Genomic DNA, 24,338 nt, shown 5'->3' on the forward strand with positions numbered 1-24,338 from the left:
CTTATCGTTGGCGCTTGAAAGAGAGCCAGGCGACAGCAGCGCCGAGCGCCGCGATGACAGCAATGGCGCCGACCAAAGCGGCGGAAAGCACGCCCACCATTGCGGAGGCGAAGCCAAGTTTTATCAAGCCAGCGCTCATGACGAGCGCCAGCAGGCTCATCCAAATCATGTGAAATCCTGTGCGCGGCGGAGTGCCGTTAGCCGGGTGGGGCTTGTCGGCCATCCGTATGTAGAGTTTCGGAAGGGGTGGGGGGATGGTCATCGCAGGCGCCGGTCCCAGCGAATCCGGGCGCGCCCCGGAGGAAGCGTGGCTATCAGCGACGCCATTCACGCGAGGCATCGCTCCTTTGATGTCCGGTCTGGAATAGTCTGCCTTCTGGTCTGACTTGCGAGGCTGGATCCGCCTGGTATGACACCTACGTGTCGCTACTTCTCAATGACGTACTCCGTCCCTATACACCGCCCCTCGCCGTGGTTGACGACGAGTTCCTTGGGTGATGAGGAGACGATCCGCCAGCCATCACCGAGATATTGTTGGATGGACCGACTGGCCTTCTTGCACTCGTCTTCAGTAGTGCCGATCATCCCACGCCAGCGCACTGAGGTCGCTTCGAACACGACCTCTTGCTTCTTGGTGCAAGCCGCTGCCAAAAAGGCGACGGCGAGCACGGGAAACAGCAACTTCATACCTTCTCCTCTGTATTGAGATTGTGGAGGCGCGCCTTACATCGTCGGCGGCGAGCAAATTCCCCACCCTTAATTCGATATCCCTCGGCACGTGTCGATCGAGGGACATCCGAGGTTTTGCTGGAACGGGAAGTGACGACGACCGATTTTATGCGAATTAGTGTTTATGTGATTTAGGGTTTGCGCCGGATAGTGCCCGGCGTGAAGGAGACGCTCTCACAGCGATTTGGCAGGTGTGTTCGGCAGCTCCGATTGGAGGCCGGCTTGAGCCAAGTCGAATTCGGAGAACGGTGCGGCTTCTATCAGAGGTATCTGAGCCGGCTTGAGCGGGGGCAGGCGAACCCCACACTAAACGCGATGGAAGTTATTGCCAATGCGCTCGGGTTGACTATCTACGAGCTTTGGGAGAAAGTGAAGGCGTTGCCGCGTCAGTAGCACTTACGTCCTGCCCCTGATCTGCGACGTAAGCCTTCAGCTCGGTGCGGTTGTTGTTCGATCCGATACTGAGGAAATCCTGTGACGAGGAGCTACTGGCCTCCCGCCGGCACACTGATCGGCATTGCCGTTCTCGCTGGCGTTGGATACGGTAACTGGAAGTTCGAAGGGTTGCAAGACGCGGTGCTCCATGCATTCCGGGTGACAGGTCGCGCTAGCACGGAGGTCAGCTCACTCTCCGGAACGCAGGTAATGCGAACACCGGGAGGCCTGCTCGAAGTTGCGAGGATCAAAGCGTATGAACGCATCACTCGTACCGACCCTAAGAGAATTGGCGAGTGGCTTGATCTGGGCACCACAGTGTCCGAGATCGATGTGGCGGTGCTGTTCCGATACCACATCGAGATGGCAAAGGAATGGCCGATCACCTGTAGTCGCGGGACGTGCGTAGTTCGCGCCGGGAGGATCACGCCGACCCTGCCTCCCGCAATTTACACCGACGAAATGCGGAAGCACACGAGTGCAGGTTGGGCAAGGTTCAACAAGCAGTCGAACCTCGCTGCGTTGGAAAAATCGCTGACTGCAGAACTTGCCGCGCGAGCCACCTCGGAGAGGAACGTGGCAGCGGCCACTGAGGCCGGGCGCAAGACCGTCGAGGAGTTCGTGCGGACTTGGGTGAAGACCAGCCTACCCTCTCAAACAGGACCGGTAAGCATCGTCGTTCTCTTTCCGGGTGAGACGAACACCGCCAAACCGAGCGGGATCGACTGAATGCTCTTTGTCTATGGGTTCGGCGACGCTAGGGGCAGCTGCGCACGGCAGAAGGCCAGCAGATCCGTGGACGTGGTGCGATCATCAGGCACGTAGATCACGTATGCGAACCCCTCCCCGTTGACGACGAAGGTCAGCTCAAACCAGTTCGGAAATTGGGAGATGTGCTCGACTCCCTCTTCGCGTAGGTCGAATCCAACCGCGTTTGAGAGTGCTTTCAGGTCGTCCCCTGCCTCGGCGACCACGATGTTGATGACGTCCTGCAACTCACAGGCTAGCCCCTCGCTCACTTCGCGAATGAACCAGGTCATTTGATCGGTGAGCGCAGGCACGACCTCGGGGGCACGTCGTATCGCCTCAGAGTCTCTGAAGATGTGCATAGACCTCCATTGGTAAAGAGTGCCCGCCGCTCCAGCGTTGGGCTCGTTGCAGAAAGGGGTGAAACGCCAGCAGGCGTGACGGCGGATACGCCCTGGGGTGCGTCAGGTATCAGGGAGAGATGCGATCGGGCGACGCTGATCGCGGCAGCCGACGAACGTACGCCCATCGGCGGCCTTCAAGTGTGGCTTTCTATCCGCGTAGAACTGCCAGCGCTTGCTTCTGACGCCGTCTCCAAAGCAAACGCCTTTCGCGCGGTCGCTCTCCGGGTGCATTGATGCCGTTCCAGGCACGCGCTTCCCGATTCACGGACCGTGGTGGTCGACGTCGGGGAGACGAACTGAAGGGCATGAGCACAGGATGCCCGAGGCCGCTCCTGAAAGCGGTGAACAAGTACCACCATCCGAACGGCCGGTCCTCTCATGCGATCGTGGGATGTCTGTGTCGCCCCGGTAAGGACAGCGGGCTCTGCGCGAGGTAAGACTGGATTGCCAAACAGTCAGGCGCCATGGTTCAATCAAGACAGTCAGCGCCATTGAGATACCGCGAAGACTCTGCTCGCAAGGCGGCGCAAAAGCCTGCTTCGCCAAGAGCTGATTCAGTGGCGTGGCTCGTGTCAAGGAGAACGCATGACTGCAAGAGATGCGCTTCAAGCCCTGTACCAGCACTATCGACCGCTCATCGCGACGATGCCGGAGCGCTTCTCCAGCCATGAGTTCATCCTAAAGCTGGCGCAGGGTCACCAGAGAGAGTACGTCGCTGCGCTCGTGGAGTACTCCGATTCGGGCGAACCCTTCAGGGTAGTCCACCAGCAGCTATCTCGTCACTTCCGGTTCTATCCGGATCTGGTGGAGTATCTCGGCGATGGGCCCAGTGTCGACATTTTTGGCAAGTCAAACTCTTGCGCATTTTGGAAGAGGTTGGGCTAGTCGCGCGCAGGTTACTATCCTTCGCGGAGAGCGTCTGTTCAGAGGGCTTTTCGAGAGCGTGATTACCGCTGCAACAGCATGGATGAAACTCAAACCGGCCGCGATCAGTGGCTCTCGTACGGCCGATACGGAGGCGCGGTTATTGCCGTTCACTCGACGCGCCCACAGACTGCATGAAGACTCAGTCTGTTCCAGTACGGCCCCAACCTTCCGAACGGTGGGCGATGTACCGCCTGATCTGCCCCGTCGTCGACGCGGCGCTGGAAGTGAATGGGCTAGAAGCCTTCTTCGAGTATTCCCAACCGAACGGTCCGAATCGGCGCTTGTCCGCGGACGTGGCGATACTTCGCAACGAGGAGCCCGTGTGGCTCATTGAAGCCAAGAGGTTCACTCAGAAACTCCATCCGGACTTGGTCGCCGGCTATCTCAAGCCGGGCGTGATGGGCGTGGTCACGAATGGGAATGATTGGATCTTCGTCGTTCGCGGGAAGCACCTGCGGATTGGACCGATGGTTCACGAAGATGGCACCATCGACATCGCTATCCGGGATGCCTTGGTCCGAACTCTCTCGTCCGTTTCTGAGGATGACGCACTGCGAAACCACACTCTCTGGTGCGATGCCTGGGTAGTGCCAAAGAAGAGCGGCAAGGCGCCGGCAGTTTGGGAAGTGAACAGAGGGAAGGGGTCACGTGTCTATGCAGAAAAGGAAACCTTCACCCGCCTTCGGGACGCGGTGCAAAAAGCCGCGGAATTTGCGAAGCCGGACTCACAAACCGGTTTCTTCCTAGAGGAGGTGCTGCAGTCGGGTAGCGAGATCCCAGGTGGCAGCATCGAGGTCAGTGAGAAGCGGCTGATCTGGTGGCTGCCTGGAGGCGGGCGGGGAGTCCGGATCAACCTGGAGTCGAAGCAACTCGAAATCTTGGTGCACAACTCACTGCTAGACGCGGTGGGCAGGCACAACATCAAGGCCAGCATCAAACTGCACGACAAGAATCACGCGATGTCAGTTTGCAAGGCCAGCACGCCTGCGGAACTGAGAAGCCTCGTTCCGGTCTTTACAGCAGTCCCGAAAGTTGCCTGACCGCGAGGCATGCGGTTTCGCAAACGTGTGCATCTCCCGGTCACATCAAGCAGGCCGGTCGCACTTCGGGCACGTCTGGAAATCCGCACTGGGGAGATAACGGCGAACCAATTCCCTGGCCTCTTCCACCGAATCTACCTCGAACCACCCGCCGTCCCGCCCCAGATCACCAACAGGTTTCCACGCGGTGCCGTATGGCTTGGGAATCGAATGACAACCTTCGTGGTGAAGCCGAGCCTTCTTGGTAGGCAGATCCAGATTCAGCAGCATCGCAACTCCTCGACCAACACGCCACCTATGTCGCATCTAGAAGACCTGATCGCCGAGTACTACGACTGGTCGGGATATCTCGTGAAGCGCAACATGAAAGTCGGCCGGCTAAAGCATGGTGGCTGGGAAATGGAACTCGACATTGTTGCGTTCCACCCGCAGACCAAACATTTGGTACACGTCGAGCCCTCGATCGACGCCCATTCCTGGCAAGTTCGGGAAAGTCGCTTTCGGAAGAAGTTTGAATCGGGCGAACGCTACATGTTCGATTCGGTCTTCCCATGGTTGGACAAGAAGACACCTGTAGAACGAATCGCCGTGCTCGTCTCACATCCCGAAGGCCGCAATGAGCTGTGTGGCGCCTCGATCCTTTCCGTGGACGAACTGATGGCCACGATTGTCGCCAATGTGCGTGGCTGTGGGATCATGGCGAAGGCGGCGATTCCCGAGTTGTATCCGTTGCTGCGAACCATCCAGCTGACGGTTTGCGGGTACTACCGACTGAAGACATGAACCGCATCGAGAACTCCGGAATGCAATCAATGCACCTGATAGACACGCCCAATTTCCCTTTTGTCGTGTATCGGATCCGTAATCGCTACAACAACCGAAGCTACATCGGCTCCTCCAGGAACGTTAAGGCGCGTTGGGCAGCGCACCGACGTTCGATCGATTCCGGGACCGGCCTGTCTGCACAAATGCGCGTAGATATGGAGACCTACGGGTACGAGCTGGAAGACTTCGCGTTCGAGATCTTTCGGCGATTTCAAAGCGAAGATTCTATGCTTCGTTTTGAGCAGGCATTGCAGAAACTCCGGTGGGGGACGTTCCAGAACTACAACACGGCGCCCGAAGTTCGCGATGACTGGGTTTCGCAGTTGTGGCTTGCGTGGCACCTTCATTCTGTTGATATGCGCCAGTACCTGTCTTGGCAAGCGCCAGCGTCAGATCTGGACATACCGCGGGCAGAAGCGCGGCACGTCGCTCAAGGGCGGGTCCCGTGCGTGCGGGAGTGGGTCATTGAGCCTCTCACCGAGTCGCGCACTAAGGAAAGCATTGAAGAGCGCTTTCGCCACGCGCACGTGCCAGCCCCTACCTCCGATACGATTGCAGCGTTATGGCGCTCCCCAGAACTCTACCGTAGGGAGTACTTCATCACGATAGATCACGTCCAGCGCCCTCTATTTCTGCCCATCAATCCGCATCAGTACTCGACGTGCAGCCTCGTTGAATACGAGCAAGCTTGCACAAGGCTTGCCAATCGCCTCAAGGAGCAAAGGGCGACGGAAACTTGGCAGATTGAGCGGCTGCAAAGGCGACTGAAGCACTTCCGCAGCATCGTACGGGAGCTGCGCAAGGGAGCACCCTGCTCGTCGCCGAGCGCCCGGACCCAAGCGCGACGGGGCGCACCTCAAACGTAGAAACGTGGCCGTATACAACCGGCCTTACGTCAAATGGCGGCTCGGCCCGACTGGCCGCGTTCGCAAGATGCAACAGCTTTCCGTCAGAATGCACGCATGAAGTACCAATTGCCCACGCCGGTTTTTGAGATTGAGGGATACCCGGAGCGCATTTTCGTTGAGCGAGATTCACCTCTAGAGATCAAGAAGGCCTTGGCGCTGATGGCCCGCCACTTCAAGCTGGAGTTCCGGTATGACCATCTTCAGTACGACGAGTTCGACGAAGACGAAACATGCGTTGGTGTTCTCCTCTGCGAGCGAGCGATGGATCTCATAGAACATGAGGATCACTATCCCAACTACGTCATTGGTGGATGCTGCTTCAGAACGGCTGTTTCTGGCGATTACGTCCTTGATTGGATCTGGCTCCATCCGTTCGCTCGTAATCGCGGCAAGCTGAAGGCGCTCTGGCCACAGTTCAGAAAGCGCTTCGGGAATTTCACCCTCAGACACCCTGTGTCGCCGCACATGGAGGCCTTTTTGGAGAAGCACGGGTAGCGCGCTGTTCGTGGATCAGTCGCATATTACCTGTCGTTTGCTTCGACCCGGAAGGCTGCGCGAGTCAGTAGTCTTTTGCAAGTGGCCCTGCAAACAGGCTTGCAGCAGTCTTCGCAGAAACGATGGCCAGCTGAACCTGCTCGCTTGTCAGATCAAGCATTCTGAGCTTCCCCAGAGCCAGCGCCACTGACACGATGCGGCGGTAAGCATTGGCATGGTTCTTCGCATATTGGGCGAGACCTTGTAGCTTCGGGAGAGCATCGGCCAGATGAACGCCGTGTGGATCAACGAGATCGGCCACGACGCGTCCGTCATTTAATCTAAAGAAGAAGATGAAGTCGGGGCGGACGATCTTGTACTGTCCATCCTCCATGTAAGCTACCCCCAGCGAGGACTGCCCAGGCTGCTGTGGGTTGCGATACCAAGCGGTGAAGCCATTGCGCTTGGATTCGGTTTCCAACACTGTGCGCTCCCACTCGTTCAACATCGCTGGGTAGTTGCCGTTGTCGTCGCATAGCAAGTGATCCTTCCAGACTGGCAAGGCGGTTTCCTTGTCGTTTTCACGCAGCGATGTGGGCTCAAATCTGGCCTCTGGCTTGCCCAGATCGACATCCTGCGGCTCCGTGCTCATCTCAATGATCTGCCGGTAGGCGTCCTTTCTGTCGTCCGGCAGGCCCTTGATGCGCAAAGCGAACTCGGTGAACCAAGCTTTCGCCAAGGCATCCGCATGGGCGTCAAAGTATTGCTGAACCTCCGTAACCAGGCCCAGGCCCGCGACCGTCACGCGAGCCTCCATCACGGCCTCCAAGTACTCCTCGGGGTTGTCGTCAACGCTGGCCATCTTTCGGGCCAGGTGATCGACATAGGTTCGCGCGATATCCGGGGTGAAGATTCGCGCTGCGCGCCGGTACGCATCGTCGATTACCGCCACGTCCGCGTCTTCCCAGAACTGGTTGAAGGTTTTGGTCTTGCCCTTTAGGTCGGCAACGACTGTCGTCCCGTCCACCGTCAGAACCGCCTCACGCTTGGCCTTGATCTTCGGGGCATGTTCGGTCTGGAACACATCCAAAGCTCCATGCAGGATTGCATGTGCCTTCCTCCCCGCGCCTTCAAGCAGATCATCGTCGGCCAGTTCCTGCGCCAGCGCTGTCAGCCGTCTTGCGGGCTTTGCAGTCCTCTGTGGCCTAGTCTGGGATGGCAGTCCCTCAAACGCTTTCCACACTGCCGCAGATGCCGCAGGGTTGGGCTTCATCTCCGCCGGGTTGACCAAGATGCGGCCGGGAGTTGCGCCCGAAGTCTCGTCCCCTGCCATCAAGGCATCAACGACACTCTCGGCAGTCTTAGAGTCGAACTTCGGCAGCAGGCATTCCACCGCGTTCAGGCGCTCGTTCCCAGGGATGCGTCGCGCCAATGGCGAGCGCACCATGCGGCCAATCAGCTGAGTGATATGGGTTCGGTCCGTAGCGGAACGGAAGGACACCATGACTTCTGCGCGCGGGCAGTCCCAGCCGGTGCTGATCGCATCCTTAGCAATGAGTACCCGTACCCAGTCAGCTTCATGCACCCGTTGCGGTTCGATGTAAGGCACATTACGAGCGCCGAACCGCTGCGTCGTATGTTCGCCGAACACATGCGCGACGCTTGCAGACGGCAACTCTGGGTAGTGGCTGTAAAGGGTGTCCAGCGCGCGGCCGATCTCATTCGGATCGGGAGTATTCGGGACTTGGAAGACGAGCAGCGGGAGTACGACCCGCGCGTCATCCTGCTGCTGTGCGTACTCGGCCCATGCCTGGGTCGACTCCTTCAGCTTGTCTGCGGCGCGGCGGACCAGCACAGTATCGAAGTCGCCCGCACCCTCGGGGATGTCGAGGACGATTACGTCTTTTATCAGCCCCGACTCCTGCACCTTGCTGGCATCCACCACAACATCGGGTAGCTTCGCGCGCTTCACCGCGCACTCGATAGCTTTGTTGAAGCGATCAACGGTAGCCGATATACCCCACACTACAGGGATGCCAGGCATACTGCCGTACCCGTTAATAAGCCGTTGGACGATCGTGGCCTTGCTGTTTTGACTCTGCGCGGTCGGATTCCCCATCCCGCGATGGGCCTCATCAAGGACCATGTACAAAGTCAACTCGGGATCTTCGATTGTGTTTTGGATCGTGTCCCATAGCGTGAACGCCTGCGCATCCGGACGCATCTCCGTCACCAAGTCAGACTCGCCTTCGAAGCCGCGAACTAACAGACTGTTTTTGCCGAACTTCTGGGTGTTCAGGAAGTAAATTTTCCCCGCGTCAAACTTGGATCGGCTAAAGGGATATTCAACTACGACCATGTCGCTGAAATTGATGCGGTCGCTAGCTTCGAGTAGCCGAAAGCGTGTCTGCTCGTTCAGTGAGGGGTCGTCGCTAAACCACAGCACGACGGCACCAGGATCAGCATTGAACTCGAAATCGTCGTCACCGTGAAACAGCGCTTCAAAGGCAGCAGCGGCCATAACCGTCTTCCCTGCACCGGTGACAGCTGTTAGAGAAAAGGCCGACTTACGAGATTTCCTACTCCAGTCGTCTCGCGCATCTCTGAGGTTGTCCAATGCCTCGCGCACGGCTTGGCGCTGGTAGTCCTTGAGCGTGAACTTCATGCCTATCCCTCGTTAGTGAAGCCGAAGTTCGTCAGGTACGACTCGTACAGCCGCACGGGTTCAACTCCCTTGCGCAGGCGTTTTGCTACGGCTTGGAACCGGCGATCGTCGTCAGTCACGATGAAAGCTATGCGTACTGCCTCGACGTAAGCCAGCTCCCTAATGAAGGCGGTCGCCTTATCCACGTCCGTCAGCAGAGCATAGGTAGTGGCAACCGCCCAGCCGTCACTGGGCAGCTTGTCTATACGAGTGCCGCGTGCACCTGCGCGCAGCCACAGAAGAGGGGCAATGCGGGAATACGCCAAGTTGTGGCTGACCGATTTTTCGGCTTCATAGGTGAGGGTGAAGAACTCGGCGTTCTCCTCAAATCCCTCTGCCATCGGGAATTCGTCGGTGAACTTATAGTCCCCCTTGATAGGTTGGCCATCCGGAGTCCTGCCCGTGATCGCAGCCTGCACGCGCGGCTTAGTGATGTAGTCACAGATGCCCCATTTTTCCCAATCATCGTCGCCGGGACGCAAGCCTTGATCTCGCAGCGCCTTCTGCTCGTCGGCAGCGACCTCGTTATTCGTGACGGAGATGCACTGGCGGCGACCACTGTCTTGACGATTCAGACGCATAACCGCGTGAGCCGTTGTTCCGGAGCCGCTGAAGAAATCGAGAATGATTGCTTCAGGTTTGTTGGCCACGAAGAAACGGAGTGCATCTTCAACAGCGTAGAGGGATTTCGGAAACGGGAACTTGCGTCCAGGAATGATCCCCGCAAGAAGACGACTGCCTCCGTTGCCCGCATCGTGTGACGGGATTCGCCATAAGTCTGATGGCACGAAGACCGTTTCTTGCTCCGAAGAGTCTGTTATCAACGATCCGTCGGCGGCCCGTCCCAAAATAGGGAACTGACCGCGTTCGACTTTGGCGCGTTCGCCTTGATTCAAATAATAGAGAGCGGTCTCCTCGCCTCTCCAAGGACCAATCTTCGCGTAACCGTCTTTGATCAGATTTCGTAGCTTGGCCGGGCCATTCTGCCAAGTCCCTAAGGTCCCATCTTTTCGCTTCGGCCAGATCGCAACACAGCCGCTCGGAGGACGGATTTCCGAGAGATCGTTGCCGTAGTAGGAATCACCCACGCTATCGAAGACAGCATGCTCGCCCTTCTGCCTGATGAAGACGGGATAGAAGCTATTAGGACCGTCTTCTCTTTGTGCATTCGTTCCATCCCGACGCATCAAGCGCCAGCGCAATATGAACTTGTTCTTTGTCTGGACAGGATTCCAATCTTCCGGAAGTGCCTGCGGAATGGGCTTGGCGTCACCGAACATTGCGAAGTATATGTATTCAGTCGAGCGCGAAAAACTGCCCTTTCTCGGAACCCCACCAGTGTTGATTGCCGAGCTGACCATCGTGAGGCGCGCTTCCGGGAACAGCTGTTCCAGCAGTAGCCCGAGCCGAAGATATTCCTTCTCGTCAATCGTGACGACCAGTACCGAGTCGGCCGGATTCAGCAGTTCCCTCGCGATGAGCAGGCGCCGCTCCATCATCGCCAGCCATTTGCTGTGGCGATATAGGTCATCGCCAGCAACGTAATCGTTGTTGTACTTCCAATCCTTCGCCCCCGTGTTGTACGGAGGGTCAATGTAGATAGCATCCACCTTGCCACGATGGGTGAAGGTCAGCGCCTTTAGGACATGATAGTTTTCGCCGTTAATGACGGAATGAAAGGGCCCGTCGCCTCCTCGGGTGACTTTGCCTGTGCTCACCAGACCAGGATGGATCGTGTCGCGAAACTCTGAAACGACAACTAGATTCTCGATCGCGACTGACTGCTGTTCTGGTTGATCCGTCCCAAGCAGGTCCACGTCGGCGACCTTCTCCCCCCTATGAATGGCTCTTACTTGCCACAGGCGCTGGTCCCCCTTTGTAGTGTCCCCGCGTGCCGGCAGCACCCTCACCTTGTCGCCCTTGCGAATGGGGCGCTGCGGCAATTCAACGGCCTCGGGTCGATGACGTTCGAAGTTCAGGCCAAACGGCAATCGCGATGACAGGACTTTGAACTCTCGGTCTAGGTCAGCACCTACTACTGGGTCCTTAGCCTTGGTCTGGGCGATCAGATCGGTCAGGCGTGACACACGTGCTCCAGCTATTTCTGGCGGTTGTTGGCCGCTCTATCCGTTGTTTGGTAGGGACAGGCCATAGTCGATGGCCGTGTCCTCGATCTTCGCGGCAATGAGTGTACCGATGCGGACGAGCGTGGCTCTAGCTCCTATCAGCCGGGATGGGGGTGCCACATGTCGGTTCGCCGTGAGAACCACCGGCGACGATGCTCAATCCCAGCGAGAGCCATCCCTCTTCCACCGCCGCACGCTTCCCTACTCGTCAAGCCGAGCAAAATCCATGTCGATGGTGAACGCCTCAACTGGTTCGCTTGTCTTCTTGCAGAATTCGACCAGGTCCTGCCAAAGCGGCCACCCGCCCTTTAGGGAAGAGACCATGATCGAAGGCTCGTCCCCGTATCCGTTGTCGATCTGTCCCAGAGTGGCCAAACCGTAGGCGTCGAGCTTTTTCAGGTGCGAGGCCACTTGTGTGTCACTCAGGCCAAATGCCTCTTCCACATCCGAAGCGAGTATCTGGTTGCCGCCCCTCGTTGCCGAGCCCTCCGCCATACGGTCGATACGCTTGACGACTTCGCTCAAGAACTTGCGACTTTCAAGAGGGACCTTTTGAAACCTCTTGGCGAAGACGCCCAACTCGCGAGCGGCAGTGGCAAGTTCTTCGTCGCTGAATCCCCACTCCAAGACCCGATTCATGCGCTTCAGGTTGGAGGCGACCGTCGAAGTGGCGCGAAGTGTGCGATCTCCCAACTTTTCGAGGATCGCGCGATCAGGGTTGGAGAAGCGGTTCTCGTGGTCCTGCTTCATCTTCTTCAACTTGGCTACCGGGTAGGCAGCTACGTCATTCGTCTCTTTGTGATGCGGATAGCACATGAGCATCAGGTTTGACACGTGACGCCGCTCCTCATTTGTCATGTTGGGGTTAAACCGCTCACCCCCCTCATCCGCAGCTTCGATGTGGCACACCTGCGCGATGAAGACGCCCTTAGCGTTCATCATGAGGTGGTCGCAATCCGGAAAGGCGCAGAGGTTGCCCGACTTCAGGAACAGCTCGCGGAGGGTGTCCCCCGTGGGTTGAAGCCTTTTTACTTTTTCCACTTACCGATTCCTCCAAGTGGGACGCCAAAAGCGGAAAGCCCTTGATCCACGAGGGATCAAGGGCTTGCGAATGGTGGCCTGGGGCGGAATCGAACCACCGACACGCGGATTTTCAATCCGCTGCTCTACCAACTGAGCTACCGGGCCGTGAGAGGGAGATTATAGCAGGGTGGTGCGGTGGTCCCGAACGCCGTTGGCACGGCGGAGCGCCCCCACCCCGGCCCTCCCCCAGAGGGGGAGGGAGGAAGTCCATTCAAGCAGCCGACGAGGTGTTGCGCTTGCCGCGCGACAGGTCCACGCCCAGCTGCTTCAACTTCCGATACAGGTGCGTGCGCTCCAGGCCCGTCTTCTCGGCCACGCGCGTCATCGAGCCGCCTTCCTTGGCGAGGTGGAACTCGAAGTAGCACTTCTCGAATTCGTCGCGGGCATCGCGCAGGGGCTTGTCCAGTTCGAACACCTGGCGGGCCTGCGGGCCCATGTCGACCACCGGGGGCACCGTCTGCCCGCCCGTCATCGCGGCTTCCACCGTGAGCTCCGGCACCGGCATCGGCACCACCACGCCCATGCCCGGCTTGCGCGCCAGGGGCACCGCTGCGAGCGAGGGCGTATTGCGGGCCAGCCCCGCTTCGACGGCCTTCAGCAGCTTCTGCATGGTGATCGGCTTCTCGAGGAAGGAGTGGGCGCCGATCTTGGTCGCCTCCACCGCCGTCTCGATGGTGGCATGACCACTCATCATCACGACGGGCATGCTCAGGAGGCCGCTGGAGGACCACTCCTTCAGCAGCGTGACGCCGTCGGTGTCGGGCATCCAGATGTCCAGCAGCACGAGGTCGGGCCGCATGCGCTGGCGCGCCGCCCGCGCCTGCGCCGCGTTTTCCGCGAGTTCGACGGTGTGTCCCTCGTCGTTGAGGATCTCCGACAGGAGATCGCGGATCCCCAGCTCGTCATCCACCACCAGTATGTTTGCCATCAGCTTTCTTGCCCCAAACCCGCCACTCGTTGCGTCCGGCCTCGGCCGGACCCCCTTGCCTGGAACCCCCTCCCAGGAGCCCGGTCACGAGTGCCCAGCCCTCAGTGCCGTTGTTAACCCGCAACTCCAAATGATAACGACACTTGTGCCCCGCGGATGACCCCCTCGACCACTCGATTCTTCAGATCGACGCGGGCTCCATGCTCATCCGCGATTTTTTTCACGACGGCCAGCCCGAGGCCCGTGCCCTTGGACTTGGTCGTCACGTACGGCTCGAAAGCTCGTTTCAAGATGTGTTCCGGAAAGCCGGTACCACTGTCCTGCACGATCAGGCGCACGCGCCGAGAGGCTTCGCTCCATTGCGTGCGGACGGTGACCTCGCGCCGCGTGCGCCCTTCGGTGGCATCTTGCGCGTTTTGCAGCAGGTTGTGGATGACCTGCCGCAACTGCTGCGCATCTCCCAGGATGCGCGGGCACGCCGGATCGAGTTCCACCCGCACCGGCACCTGCGAGGGCCCGCGCGCCGGATCGCCCTCGCGCGCGTACAGGTGCAGCACGTCGTTCACCAGCGCGTTCAGGTCCACCGGCTTGAGTTCGGCCGCGGGCAGGCGCGCGTAGTCGCGGAACTCGTTGACCAGCCGCTTCATCGACTCGACCTGTTCCACGATCGTGTGGACCGACTTGGACAGCATGGCGCGTTCCGTCTCTCCCAGCTTGGATGCGAGCTTCATCTCGATGCGTTCGGCCGAGAGCTGGATGGGCGTGAGCGGGTTCTTGATCTCGTGCGCCAGCCGCCGCGCCACCTCGCCCCAGGCCTGAGCGCGCTGCGCCGACACGATCTCCGAGATGTCGTCGAACACCAGCAGCCGCCCTTCGCTGGGCAACGGTGCGCCGCGCGCGACCAGCGTCACCATGTTGGCCGCGCCGCCGGCATGCGCCGCGTTCAGCTCGAAGGTCTGCTGCCAGTGGTCGACGAGGATGGTGTGGGTGCGCTCCTGCATGAAGTCGTCGAAGCGCTGCTGCACCTCGGCACCAAAGGCCTCCAGCCCCGGCACTTCGACCAGCTGCCGCCCGCGGTACATCTCCAGTGGCACGTGCAGGATCTCGGTGGCGCCGGGATTGGAGGTCTCGATGAAGCCCTGCGCATCGAGCACGATCACGCCCGCGGTCAGGTTGTCCAGGATCGTCTGCAGGTGGCCGCGCGCGGCGCTCACTTCCTCGATGCTCTTTTCCACGGCGTAGCGCGCATCCGCGAGCTGCTGCGTCATGTCCGCGAAGGCCCGCGTGAGGCCGCCGAGTTCGTCCTTGCCCTGCAGCGCCGGCTTGGGCGAGAGGTCCCCCGCGGCCACCTCGCTCACGCCGGCGGCCAGCAGCAGCAGCGGGCGCGCGAGCTGGTTGCCCAGGATGATCGCCAGCAGCACCGCGCCGAACACCGCGAGGAACAGGCTGAGCGTGAGCGTGCCGATGTACATGCGGCGCAGGCCCTCGCGCGCCAGCGCCCGCTCCTGGTATTCGCGGTTCGCTTCCTGCACCGCGAAGGCATTGGCGACCAGCGTCGGCGGGATGGTGGCCGTCGCCTGCAGGAAGCGCGATTCGGCCAGCAGGCCGAGGCTGGGCTGCGGCACCGTCACGATCGCCTTGATGCGTGCGTTGCTCGCGGCCGGTGCACCGGGATCCTCCAGGCCTTCGACGATGGTGATGCTGCGTTGCGAGCGCACGTTGCGCAGCTGCTGCGGCGTGGGCCGGTCGGGCGTGAGCTGGAAGCGCGAGGCGCCCGTGCTCGCGATCATCTGCCCGTTGCCGTTCCACAGGATCACGTCGCTGGCCCCGAGCTGGTCGCGGATGCGTTCCAGCAGCAAGCCCGCGGAAGCGTCCGGCGCCTGCGCCAGCTGGCCCGCCGCATTGCGCGTCTTGCTCGCCAGGTCGCTGGAGAGCGTGTCCAGCGTCGCGCGCCCGAGGTTCAGGCCGGCGTCGAGCGCGCCTTCCACCTTGACGTCGAACCAGCTTTCGATCGAGCGCGAGACGAACTGGTAGGACACCACGTAGATCAGCACGCCGGGCACCACGCCCACCAGCGTGAAGATCGCCGCCAGCTTCACCAGCAGCCGGCTGCCGAACTTGCCCCGCCGCAGCCGCGAGGCGAGGCGCACGAAGACCCAGAGGATCACCGCCAGCAGCATGCCGGCGACCACCATGTTCAGTGCGAACAGGCGGCCGTAGTTGCGCTCGTAGAAATCGCGGTTGTTGGTCGCCTGCGCGAGCAGGAACATCAGCACGATGCCGATGCCGATGGCGACCGCGATGCCCACCACGATGGCCCAGCGCCAGGCGCGCGAGCTTTCGATCAGCTTGCGCGGCGGGCCTTCGGGCGGGCGCGGCAGGTTCACGGGGTCGCCACGCCTGTCGCTTCGTGCGGGGCTCATTTGGGATCCAGCATGAGGCGCTGGGTGCGCACCGCGAGGATGATCCATTCGGCCTGGCCCACCGCGCCGATCTGGAACGGCCGCGGCAGCTGCGAGACGTCGAGCCGGAAGCGGAAGTCGATGGTCTGGATCGCGTCGGGGTCGACGGCCGAGGCATCGGCGATGCGCCATCCGGAGACGCGCTGCACCGCCGCCAGCGCCTCGTCGCGGCTGTCGAACATCTGCCCCAGCACCAGGCCGGAATGGCCGATCGGCGAGGAAGACACCTGCAGCCGCCAGCGCCGCGTCAGCGGCTGGTAGGACAGGCGCATGTGCCGGGTGGCGAACGCGACGCGCTTGTCGTACCAGTACCAGCGGTCGCGGTAGATCGCGGCCTCGGCCACGAAATACATCGGGATGCCCTTGGCGAGCGCATCGTCCACCACCTGCGGCAGCTCGAAGCGCACGGCCGCGCTCAGCAGCACGCCTTCGTCGTTGCGCTCGACTTGCAGCTGCGTCACTTCGGCCATGTGGACCTGGGCCGAGGCCGGACGCCACGCGAGGCCCGCGCCTGCCACCAGCAGCGCGCAGAGCCAGGCGATGAACAGGGTGCGCTCAGGCCTCCGGGAGGGCCGGTGCATGCTGTGCACTCTTTTGCACCACCGCGTAATAGAAGCCGTCGTGGTCACGTGGCTCATTGTCCCGGACGCCCTCGGGGTGCGCCCTGTCTCGTGGCAGGAAATGGCCCGCGCCGGGGCGCAAAAGGGCCGAGCTGTTGTGTGCAAGAAACGCCGCGATCTGCTCGCCGCCTTCGGCCCGGAACACCGAGCAGGTGCAGTACACCAGCGTACCGCCAGGCTTGAGCAAAGGCCACAGGGCCGTGAGCAGACGTTTCTGCTGGGCGGCGAGTTGCGCCACGTCGGAGGGGCGCCGCAACCAGCGCACGTCCGGATGGCGGCGCACCACGCCCGACGCCGTGCAGGGCGCATCCAGCAGGATCGCGTCGAACGGCTCGCCGTCCCACCACGTGGAAGGCTCGCCGGCATCGGCGGCGCGAACCTGTGCCTGCAGGTCGAGGCGCTTCAGGTTCTGGTGGATGCGCTCGCAGCGCACCGGGTCGACGTCGAGCGCGAGGACCTGCGCTTGGCGCGCTAGTTCGCACAGGTGCGCGGTCTTGCCGCCGGGCGCGGCGCAGGCGTCGAGGATGCGCAGCGGCGCATCGTGCGGCACGCCCGCGAGCAGCAGTTGCGCCGCGAGCTGCGCGCCGGCATCCTGCACCGACCAGAGGCCGTCGGCGAAGCCGGGGATGGCGTCGACGGCATGCGGCCGGTCGAGGATCAGCCCCTGCGCGCCGACCGGTTCCGAGGCGATGTGCTGCGCGGCCAGCAACTGCTGCAGCGGCTCGCGCGAGATCCGGTGCGTGTTCACGCGCAGCGTCATGGGCGCTGCCGTGTTGCTCACCTCCAGCACCTGTTGCCACTCGTGCGGGTGCTCGCGTTGCAGCTGCGCGATCCACCACGGCGGATGGTTCCAGCGCGCGACCGGATCGTCATCGGTCGCCGCGACCAGCGCGGCGCGTTCGCGCAGGAAGCGGCGCAGGCACGCATTGACGAAACCCTGCTGCGGACGCGTGTCCCTGCCCCGCTTGGCGGCCTCGACCGCCTGGTCGACCAGCGTGAAAGGCTCGTACGGCGCGCCCTCTTCCTGCCAGGCGAGCGCGAGCGCGGTGCACAGGAGGGCGTCGGCGGCGGGCGGCGGCGGCTTCTTCGCCAGCTGCTGGCGCAGTGCCTCGGCGCGGCCGAGGAAGCGCAGCACGTGGAACGCCAGTGCCTGCGCGCCGGGCCGCACCTCGGGCGGGATGCGCGCGATCGCCGGCGTGGCCGATTCGCCGCGCCGCACGGCCGCCAAAACGGAGGCGGCAGCCTGCAGCTGCCGCCAGAGGGGAACATGCAATGACAGGATGACCTCGCTGCGCTCGATGACGGAATGACCGGGTCATTCTGTCATGTCGTCATTCTGTCATCGCGAGGATCAGCCCAGCGTGTCCGCCCAGATGTTGCGCGCCCAGTTCAGCGCATAGCGGCCCTCCAGCTCCGTCGGCGCCGGGCTCACGCCGCCCGACGCGCCCACCGCCTTGTAGGTGCGCTCGTCCGGCACGTACGCGTGCACGCTCGCGACGTGGATCACGCGCTGGTCGTCGACGAAGCTGTAGCAGGTGTTGGTGAGCATCGGCTCCGGGGTGAGGGGCCAGCCGGAAAGTTCCGCCACGACCGCTGCGGCCGCGACCTTCGCGTGCGCGTTCGCCATGTGGCCGCTCTTGGGCATTGCGGGCGCCACCTGGATCGCGTCGCCGATCACATGGATGTCCCTGGCCGCGGTGGACTGGAAATCCACGTAATCGACGCCGCACCAGCGCTGGCCGGCCATGTTGTTCAGGCCGGCCTGCACGGCGATCGCGCCGGCGCGCATGGGCGGCAGCACGTTCAGGACATCGGCCTTGACGTCCTCCTCCACCTCGAACCTGATCACGCCGGCGCGCGCGTCGACCGCCGTCGCCTTGTGCTGCGGCCGGTACTCGATGATCCCCTTGTACTGATCGCTCCACACGCGCTTGAACAGCGCGCCCTTCGACACCACGTCGGGGTTCGCATCGAGCACCAGCACCTTGCTGCGCGGCTTGGCGTTCCTGAAGTACCAGGCGACCTGGCAGGCGCGCTCGTAGGGGCCGGGCGGGCAGCGATAGGGCTGCTCGGGGATCGTGATCGCGTAGACGCCGCCGTCGCGCATCGCCTCGAGCTGCTGGCGCAGCGCGATCGTCTCGGGCCCCGCCTTCTGCCAGGCCTGCAGCACCCGCCCGATGTCGTGCGCCGCGCGCAGGCCCTCGATGCTGTCGAACAGCAGCTCGACGCCGGGCGAGAGCACCAGCTTGTCGTAGCCGATCGTGGCGCCGCCCGCCAGCGTGACGGTCTTGCGCTGCGGATCGATGGCCCGGGCCGTGTCCTTCACCCGCGTGACGCCCTGGCGCGCGAGCCCGTCGTAGGGCGTGGTGACCTCGGCGATCTGCCGGCTGCCGCCGATCACGAGATTGGACAGGGGGCAGGAGACGAAGGCTTCGTTCGGCTCGATCAGCACCACCTCCATCTGGTGGTCCGACAGCAGGCGCACGTAGCGGGCGGCCGTGGCGCCGCCGTAGCCGCCACCGATCACGAGCACCCGCGCCCGGGCCGGAATGCGGGCCGGGGTGGCGCAGCCCGCGAGCCCGAAGGCCGCGGCGGCGTGCAGGAAGCTGCGGCGGCGCAGGTTCATGGCTTCTGCGCGGCGAACCACGCCGCCAGCAGTTCGAGCTGCGCATCGCTGTAGCCGCGCGCGAGCTGCTGCATGATGGTCGAAGGGCGCGTGCCGGCCTTGAAGGCCTGCAGCTGCGCGAGCAGCTCCGCGCGCGGCCGCCCGGCCAGCGGCGGCAGCTCGGAACCGGCAGCGGGATGGCCGTCGGTGCCGTGGCATTGGGCACAGTTGGCGGCGAGGGTGCGCAGGTAGAGGGTGTCTTGCTGGGCGTGTGCGGGGACGGCGAGGCAGATCAGCGCCAGGCTGGCGGTTGCCCGTAGGCTGGCGGTGAACCGCGGCAGCGCGTGAACCCCAGCGCTCGCGCGCATCGCTGGGGTTCCGGCGCTTCGCGCGTCACCCCAGCCTACGACAGGCACATCGCTCGATCGCATCACCTCACTGCCTCGCCCGCAGCCCGCGCCCGGGATGGAACCCGAACAACCACGCCAGCAGGATCGCGGGGAACTGCGCGATCGCGTCGTTGTAGCGGGCCACCGCCTGGTTGAACTGCTCCGTCGCGGCCTGCGTCACGTGCACGCGCTGGGCGCGCTCGCCGCTGAAATTCTCCGGCAGGCGCGGGCCGGCGAGATCATGGGCATCGTCGCGCTCCGCGCGATCCCAGGCCGTGCTCAGGACCTCCTGCGCCGCGCCCAGCGCCGCGATGCGTTCCGGGTCGAGCGGCCGGTTCCTGGCCGCGGCCAGGGAGGCCTGCAGCTGCGCCGCGGCCCCCTGCAGGCCGCCCCAGAAGGCGCTACCCCCGGTGAACTGCGATGGCGTCTGCTCGTCTTCCGGCGGCACGCACTCCTGCACAAGCTGGATCTGCTTCGTCAGTTCGGATTCGAGCACCGCGAACGCATGTTTCGCCTCGGAGCGCAGGCGCACCAGCCGGTTGTACGCGCCGATGGCCCAGAACAGGGCCACCGCCGCGATCACCCAGGGAAGGAAGGATGACGACTCCATGGTGAGCGCACGATAAAGAAAGGGCGCCACCCCTGCAAGAGGTGGCGCCCTTCAGCGGCGGGCCGGGCGGCTTATTCGGCCGTCGACGTGCCGTGGTCGTTGGTCTCGGAGCCGTTGGCGGCTTCCGTGACTTCGGCCAGTTCTGCCGCTTCGGCATCGGCGATGGCGCGGCGCTCGGCCTCGTCCATCTGGTCCTTCGCCTTGCGCGCCACGTGGTAGGCCATGCCGGTGCCGGCCGGGATCAGGCGGCCGACGATCACGTTCTCCTTCAGGCCGCGCAGCTCGTCGCGCTTGCCCATGATCGCCGCCTCGGTCAGCACCCGCGTCGTTTCCTGGAAGGAAGCGGCCGAGATGAACGAGTCGGTCGACAGCGAGGCCTTCGTGATGCCCAGCAGCAGGTTGCTGTAGGTCGCCGGGATCTTGTCCTCGCCGCGCAGGCGGTCGTTGGTGTCCAGGATCTCGGAGCGCTCGACCTGCTCGCCGGCGATGTAGTCGGACTCGCCCACGTTCTCGACGACCACGCGACGCAGCATCTGGCGAACGATCACCTCGATGTGCTTGTCGTTGATCTTCACGCCCTGCAGGCGATAGACGTCCTGCACTTCATCGACGATGTAGCGCGCCAGTTCCTCCGCACCCAGCAGGCGCAGGATGTCCTGCGGATCGGCCGGGCCGTCGACCACGGATTCGCCCTTGTTGACCACCTGGCCTTCGTGCACCAGGATGTTCTTCTCCTTGGGCACCAGCTCCTCGTGCACGCCGCCTTCCGGATCGGTGATCTGCAGGCGGATCTTGCCCTTGGTCTCCTTGCCGAACGACACCGTGCCGGTCATCTCGGCCAGCACGCCCTTGTCCTTGGGCGAACGGGCTTCGAACAGCTCCGCCACGCGCGGCAGGCCGCCCGTGATGTCGCGGGTCTTCTGCCCTTCGACCGGGATGCGGGCCAGCACTTCGCCGGGGCCCACGTCCTGGCCGTCGCGCACCTGCACCAGCGAGCCGACCTGGAAGGCGATCGTCACCGAGTGGTCGGTGCCGGGGATCTTGACCTCGTTGCCGGCCGCATCGACCAGCTTCACCTGCGGCCGCACCACCTTGGCGGAGCCGCGGCGCTTCGGGTCGATCACCACCAGCGTCGACAGGCCCGTGACCTCGTCGACCTGCTTGGCCACCGTCAGGCCCTCTTCCACGTTCTCGAACTTCACCCGGCCGGCGAATTCCGTGATGATGGGTCGGGTCAGCGGGTCCCAGTTGGCCAGAATGACGCCGGCCTTGACCTGCTGGTCGGCCTTGACCGTCAGCGTGGCACCGTACGGCACCTTGTGGCGCTCGCGCTCGCGACCGTGCTCGTCGTGGATGATGATCTCGCCGGAACGCGAGATCACCACCAGTTCCTGCTTCTGGTTGGTCACGTAGCGCATCGTGGTGTTGAAGCCCACGAAGCCCGCGGACTTGGCTTCCACGCTGGAGGCCACCGCCGCGCGCGAGGCCGCACCACCGATGTGGAAGGTGCGCATCGTCAGCTGCGTGCCCGGCTCGCCGATCGACTGCGCCGCGATCACGCCGACCGCTTCGCCGACGTTCACCAGGCCGCCGCGGCCCAGGTCGCGGCCGTAGCACTTGGCGCACAGGCCGAAGCGCGTGGCGCAGTTCAGCGCCGTGCGCACCTTGACTTCGTCCACGCCGTCGCCCTCGATCTGGTCGATCGCGTCCTCGTCCAGCATCACGCCGGCCGGCACCAGCACGGCGCGCGTTTCCGGGTGCAGCACGTCCTCGGCAGCCACGCGGCCCAGGATCCGGTCGCGCAGCGACTCGATCACTTCACCGCCCTCGACGATGGCGCGCATCAGCGAGCCGTCGGCGGTGCCGCAGTCGACTTCGGTCACGACCAGGTCCTGCGTCACGTCGACCAGGCGGCGCGTCAGGTAGCCGGAGTTCGCCGTCTTCAGCGCCGTGTCCGCGAGGCCCTTGCGGGCGCCGTGGGTGGAGATGAAGTACTGCAGCACGTTCAGGCCTTCGCGGAAGTTGGCCGTGATGGGCGTCTCGATGATCGAGCCGTCCGGCTTGGCCATCAGGCCCCGCATGCCCGCCAGCTGGCGGATCTGCGCGGCGGAACCGCGGGCGCCCGAGTCGGCCATCATGTAGATGGAGTTGAAGGACTCCTGCTCCACTTCCTTGCCGTTGCGGTCGGTGACCTTCTCCTTGGCGAGCTGGGCCATCATGACCTTGGACACTTCGTCGCCGGCCTTGCCCCAGATGTCGACCACCTTGTTGTAGCGCTCGCCGGCGGTGACGAGACCCGAGACGTACTGCTGCTCGATCTCCTTCACTTCCTTCTCGGAGCGCTCGATGATCGCCTTCTTCTCCGGCGGCACCAGCATGTCGTCCACCGCGATGGAGATGCCGGCCTTGGTCGCCAGGCGGAAGCCGTTCTGCAGCAGCTTGTCGGCGAAGACCACCGTCTCCTTCAGGCCGCACTTGCGGAAGGAGATGTTGATCAGCTTGCTGATCTCCTTCTTCTTCAGCGCCTTGTTCAGGACGCTGAAGGGCAGGCCCTTGGGCAGGATCTCCGACAGCAGCGCGCGGCCGGCGGTGGTGTCGAACAGCTTCGTGTTCGGCACGAACTTGCCGTCGGCGTCCTTCTCCCACTCGGTCAGGCGCACGGCGATCTTCGCGGTCAGTTCGACCACGCCGGCTTCCAGCGCGCGCAGCACTTCGGCGACGTCGGTGAAGGTCATGCCTTCACCCTTGCCGTTGGTGCGCTCGCGCGTCGTGTAGTACAGGCCCAGCACCACGTCCTGCGAAGGCACGATGGAGGGCTCGCCGTTGGCGGGGAAAAGCACGTTGTTGGAGGCCAGCATCAGCGTGCGGGCTTCCATCTGCGCTTCCACCGACAGCGGCACGTGGACGGCCATCTGGTCGCCGTCGAAGTCGGCGTTGAAGGCCGCGCAGACCAGCGGGTGCAGCTGGATCGCCTTGCCTTCGATCAGGATCGGCTCGAAGGCCTGGATGCCCAGGCGGTGCAGCGTCGGGGCGCGGTTCAACAGGACCGGGTGCTCCTTGATCACCTCTTCGAGGATGTCCCACACCACCGGCGTGCCGGCTTCCACTTCCTTCTTCGCCGCCTTGATGGTGGTGGCGATGCCCATGGCTTCCAGGCGCGAGAAGATGAAGGGCTTGAACAGCTCCAGCGCCATCAGCTTCGGCAGGCCGCACTGGTGCAGCTTCAGGGTCGGGCCCACGGTGATGACCGAACGGCCCGAGTAGTCGACGCGCTTGCCCAGCAGGTTCTGGCGGAAGCGGCCGCTCTTGCCCTTGATCATGTCGGCCAGGGACTTCAGGGCACGCTTGTTGGCACCCGTCATGGCCTTGCCGCGACGGCCGTTGTCCAGCAGCGAATCCACCGCTTCCTGCAGCATGCGCTTCTCGTTGCGCGCGATGATTTCCGGCGCCTTCAGCTCCAGCAGGCGCTTCAGGCGCGAGTTGCGGTTGATGACGCGGCGGTACAGGTCGTTCAGGTCGGAGGTGGCGAAGCGGCCGCCATCCAGCGGCACCAGCGGACGCAGGTCCGGCGGCAGCACGGGCAGCACGTCGAGCACCATCCAGTTCGGCTTCATGCCGGACTTCTTGAACGCCTCCAGCACCTTCAGGCGCTTGGCGTTCTTCTTGACCTTCACTTCCGAGCCGGTCAGGTCGCCGCGCAGCTTCTCGATCTCGATGTCGAGGTCGATGCCTTCCAGCAGGTCCTTGATGCCTTCGGCGCCCATCTTGGCGATGAACTCATCGCCGTATTCCTTGCGCTTGGCCTCGTAGTCGTCCTCGGACATGATGCCGAACTTCTTCAGCGGGGTCATGCCGGGATCGGTGATCACGTAGGCTTCGAAGTACAGCACCCGCTCGATATCGCGCAGGGTCATGTCCAGCACCAGGCCGAGGCGCGAAGGCAGCGACTTCAGGAACCAGATGTGCGCGCAGGGCGCGGCCAGGTCGATGTGGCCCATGCGCTCGCGGCGCACCTTGGTCTGCGTGACTTCCACCCCGCACTTCTCGCAGATCACGCCGCGGTGCTTCAGGCGCTTGTACTTGCCGCACAGGCACTCGTAGTCCTTGATCGGGCCGAAGATCTTGGCGCAGAACAGGCCGTCGCGCTCGGGCTTGAACGTGCGGTAGTTGATCGTCTCCGGCTTCTTGACTTCACCGAAGGACCAGGAACGGATCTTCTCCGGCGAGGCGATGCCGATGCGGATGGCATCGAAATGCTCGTCCGGCGTGAACTGCTTGAACAGGTCGAGTAGAGATTTCATGTAACTCTGTTCCTTTCCTTC

Annotated in this window: 21 protein-coding genes and 1 tRNA gene; 7 read left to right on the forward strand and 15 right to left on the reverse strand. The window is 62.9% G+C overall.

The window, feature by feature from the left end:
* Position 1 precedes the first annotated feature (1 nt).
* Both JI746_RS26815 and JI746_RS26820 read right to left on the reverse strand, forming a co-directional pair.
* The gene (locus JI746_RS26815; RefSeq protein ID WP_201693387.1) at positions 2-223 is read right to left on the reverse strand and encodes a hypothetical protein; all 222 of its coding nucleotides are present in this window, start codon (positions 221-223) and stop codon (positions 2-4) included.
* A gap of 203 nt (positions 224-426) precedes the next feature.
* A complete protein-coding gene (locus tag JI746_RS26820) occupies positions 427-687 on the reverse strand; it encodes a hypothetical protein (RefSeq protein ID WP_201693388.1) in 261 nt (86 codons plus the stop codon).
* 201 nt (positions 688-888) lie between these two features.
* Here JI746_RS26820 and JI746_RS26825 point away from each other — a divergent pair, with 201 nt between their 5' ends.
* Positions 889-1,122 carry a helix-turn-helix domain-containing protein gene (locus tag JI746_RS26825; protein WP_201693389.1) on the forward strand — a complete coding sequence of 78 codons (234 nt, stop codon included), beginning with the start codon at positions 889-891 and terminating at the stop codon, positions 1,120-1,122.
* An 81-nt stretch (positions 1,123-1,203) separates the two neighbouring features.
* A complete protein-coding gene (locus JI746_RS26830; RefSeq protein ID WP_201693390.1) occupies positions 1,204-1,893 on the forward strand; it encodes a hypothetical protein in 690 nt (229 codons plus the stop codon).
* Positions 1,894-1,904: 11 nt separating this feature from the next.
* Here the strand turns inward: JI746_RS26830 and JI746_RS26835 are convergent, their stop codons facing one another.
* On the reverse strand, positions 1,905-2,273 hold the full coding sequence (locus tag JI746_RS26835) for a hypothetical protein (RefSeq protein ID WP_201693391.1): 369 nt from the start codon (positions 2,271-2,273) through the stop codon (positions 1,905-1,907).
* Positions 2,274-2,900: 627 nt separating this feature from the next.
* On the opposite strand from JI746_RS26835, the gene JI746_RS26840 reads away from it, so the two are divergent.
* The 5 genes from JI746_RS26840 (at position 2,901) to JI746_RS26860 (ending at position 6,510) form a co-directional block, all read left to right on the forward strand.
* Positions 2,901-3,200: a hypothetical protein gene (locus tag JI746_RS26840; protein ID WP_201693392.1), complete on the forward strand. Its 300-nt coding sequence runs from the start codon at positions 2,901-2,903 to the stop codon at positions 3,198-3,200.
* Positions 3,201-3,424: 224 nt separating this feature from the next.
* Entirely contained in the window at positions 3,425-4,282 is an 858-nt protein-coding gene (locus JI746_RS26845; RefSeq protein ID WP_201693393.1) for a hypothetical protein, read from the forward strand.
* Between the two features lie 210 nt (positions 4,283-4,492).
* Positions 4,493-5,065 (forward strand): hypothetical protein, encoded by a 573-nt coding sequence (locus tag JI746_RS26850; RefSeq protein ID WP_201693394.1) that lies wholly within the window; start codon positions 4,493-4,495, stop codon positions 5,063-5,065.
* On the forward strand, positions 5,062-5,973 hold the full coding sequence (locus JI746_RS26855) for a GIY-YIG nuclease family protein (protein WP_201693395.1): 912 nt from the start codon (positions 5,062-5,064) through the stop codon (positions 5,971-5,973). Before JI746_RS26850 ends, JI746_RS26855 begins: the two co-directional genes overlap by 4 nt.
* A gap of 96 nt (positions 5,974-6,069) precedes the next feature.
* The gene (locus JI746_RS26860; protein ID WP_201693396.1) at positions 6,070-6,510 is read left to right on the forward strand and encodes a hypothetical protein; all 441 of its coding nucleotides are present in this window, start codon (positions 6,070-6,072) and stop codon (positions 6,508-6,510) included.
* 64 nt (positions 6,511-6,574) lie between these two features.
* Here the strand turns inward: JI746_RS26860 and JI746_RS26865 are convergent, their stop codons facing one another.
* The 12 genes from JI746_RS26865 to rpoC all read right to left on the reverse strand — a co-directional run bounded on the left by JI746_RS26865 (position 6,575) and on the right by rpoC (position 24,317).
* Positions 6,575-9,154 carry a DEAD/DEAH box helicase gene (locus tag JI746_RS26865; RefSeq protein WP_201693397.1) on the reverse strand — a complete coding sequence of 860 codons (2,580 nt, stop codon included), beginning with the start codon at positions 9,152-9,154 and terminating at the stop codon, positions 6,575-6,577.
* 2 nt (positions 9,155-9,156) lie between these two features.
* On the reverse strand, positions 9,157-11,280 hold the full coding sequence (locus tag JI746_RS26870; protein WP_330893092.1) for a site-specific DNA-methyltransferase: 2,124 nt from the start codon (positions 11,278-11,280) through the stop codon (positions 9,157-9,159).
* A 240-nt stretch (positions 11,281-11,520) separates the two neighbouring features.
* Positions 11,521-12,360 carry a hypothetical protein gene (locus tag JI746_RS26875; protein ID WP_201693398.1) on the reverse strand — a complete coding sequence of 280 codons (840 nt, stop codon included), beginning with the start codon at positions 12,358-12,360 and terminating at the stop codon, positions 11,521-11,523.
* A 71-nt stretch (positions 12,361-12,431) separates the two neighbouring features.
* A tRNA-Phe gene (locus JI746_RS26880) sits at positions 12,432-12,507 on the reverse strand.
* 106 nt (positions 12,508-12,613) lie between these two features.
* Entirely contained in the window at positions 12,614-13,330 is a 717-nt protein-coding gene (locus tag JI746_RS26885; protein WP_201693399.1) for a response regulator, read from the reverse strand.
* 113 nt (positions 13,331-13,443) lie between these two features.
* Positions 13,444-15,753: an ATP-binding protein gene (locus JI746_RS26890; RefSeq protein ID WP_201693400.1), complete on the reverse strand. Its 2,310-nt coding sequence runs from the start codon at positions 15,751-15,753 to the stop codon at positions 13,444-13,446.
* A complete protein-coding gene (locus JI746_RS26895) occupies positions 15,750-16,373 on the reverse strand; it encodes a DUF4390 domain-containing protein (protein WP_236600176.1) in 624 nt (207 codons plus the stop codon). Before JI746_RS26895 ends, JI746_RS26890 begins: the two co-directional genes overlap by 4 nt.
* Positions 16,348-17,685, reverse strand: coding sequence for a 16S rRNA (cytosine(967)-C(5))-methyltransferase RsmB (rsmB, locus tag JI746_RS26900; RefSeq protein WP_201693401.1), 1,338 nt, complete (start codon positions 17,683-17,685; stop codon positions 16,348-16,350). The genes JI746_RS26895 and rsmB overlap by 26 nt, the downstream gene beginning before the upstream one ends.
* A 78-nt stretch (positions 17,686-17,763) precedes the next feature.
* Complete coding sequence (locus tag JI746_RS26905) at positions 17,764-19,032, reverse strand: NAD(P)/FAD-dependent oxidoreductase (protein WP_201693413.1); 1,269 nt, start codon at positions 19,030-19,032, stop codon at positions 17,764-17,766.
* A 2-nt stretch (positions 19,033-19,034) separates the two neighbouring features.
* Complete coding sequence (locus tag JI746_RS26910) at positions 19,035-19,385, reverse strand: c-type cytochrome (protein ID WP_201693402.1); 351 nt, start codon at positions 19,383-19,385, stop codon at positions 19,035-19,037.
* 67 nt (positions 19,386-19,452) lie between these two features.
* Positions 19,453-20,016, reverse strand: a complete 564-nt coding sequence (locus JI746_RS26915) for a LemA family protein (RefSeq protein WP_201693403.1) — start codon at positions 20,014-20,016, stop codon at positions 19,453-19,455.
* 71 nt (positions 20,017-20,087) lie between these two features.
* Positions 20,088-24,317, reverse strand: coding sequence for a DNA-directed RNA polymerase subunit beta' (rpoC, locus tag JI746_RS26920; protein WP_201693404.1), 4,230 nt, complete (start codon positions 24,315-24,317; stop codon positions 20,088-20,090).
* Positions 24,318-24,338 lie beyond the last annotated feature (21 nt).

Origin of the sequence: Ramlibacter alkalitolerans (genome assembly GCF_016722765.1) — a bacterium.
Classification (GTDB): domain Bacteria; phylum Pseudomonadota; class Gammaproteobacteria; order Burkholderiales; family Burkholderiaceae_C; genus Ramlibacter; species Ramlibacter alkalitolerans.

Bases quoted from the DNA above. Each gene is read 5' to 3' on its own strand.
- JI746_RS26815 (WP_201693387.1), bottom strand. From the start codon at position 223: ATGGCCGACAAGCCCCACCCGGCTAACGGCACTCCGCCGCGCACAGGA.
- JI746_RS26820 (WP_201693388.1), bottom strand. From the start codon at position 687: ATGAAGTTGCTGTTTCCCGTGCTCGCCGTCGCCTTTTTGGCAGCGGCT.
- JI746_RS26835 (WP_201693391.1), bottom strand. From the start codon at position 2,273: ATGCACATCTTCAGAGACTCTGAGGCGATACGACGTGCCCCCGAGGTC.
- JI746_RS26840 (WP_201693392.1), top strand. From the start codon at position 2,901: ATGACTGCAAGAGATGCGCTTCAAGCCCTGTACCAGCACTATCGACCG.
- JI746_RS26845 (WP_201693393.1), top strand. From the start codon at position 3,425: ATGTACCGCCTGATCTGCCCCGTCGTCGACGCGGCGCTGGAAGTGAAT.
- JI746_RS26850 (WP_201693394.1), top strand. From the start codon at position 4,493: ATGACAACCTTCGTGGTGAAGCCGAGCCTTCTTGGTAGGCAGATCCAG.
- JI746_RS26855 (WP_201693395.1), top strand. From the start codon at position 5,062: ATGAACCGCATCGAGAACTCCGGAATGCAATCAATGCACCTGATAGAC.
- JI746_RS26860 (WP_201693396.1), top strand. From the start codon at position 6,070: ATGAAGTACCAATTGCCCACGCCGGTTTTTGAGATTGAGGGATACCCG.
- JI746_RS26865 (WP_201693397.1), bottom strand. From the start codon at position 9,154: ATGAAGTTCACGCTCAAGGACTACCAGCGCCAAGCCGTGCGCGAGGCA.
- JI746_RS26885 (WP_201693399.1), bottom strand. From the start codon at position 13,330: ATGGCAAACATACTGGTGGTGGATGACGAGCTGGGGATCCGCGATCTC.
- JI746_RS26890 (WP_201693400.1), bottom strand. From the start codon at position 15,753: ATGAGCCCCGCACGAAGCGACAGGCGTGGCGACCCCGTGAACCTGCCG.
- JI746_RS26895 (WP_236600176.1), bottom strand. From the start codon at position 16,373: ATGCACCGGCCCTCCCGGAGGCCTGAGCGCACCCTGTTCATCGCCTGG.
- JI746_RS26910 (WP_201693402.1), bottom strand. From the start codon at position 19,385: ATGCGCGCGAGCGCTGGGGTTCACGCGCTGCCGCGGTTCACCGCCAGC.
- JI746_RS26915 (WP_201693403.1), bottom strand. From the start codon at position 20,016: ATGGAGTCGTCATCCTTCCTTCCCTGGGTGATCGCGGCGGTGGCCCTG.
- rpoC (WP_201693404.1), bottom strand. From the start codon at position 24,317: ATGAAATCTCTACTCGACCTGTTCAAGCAGTTCACGCCGGACGAGCAT.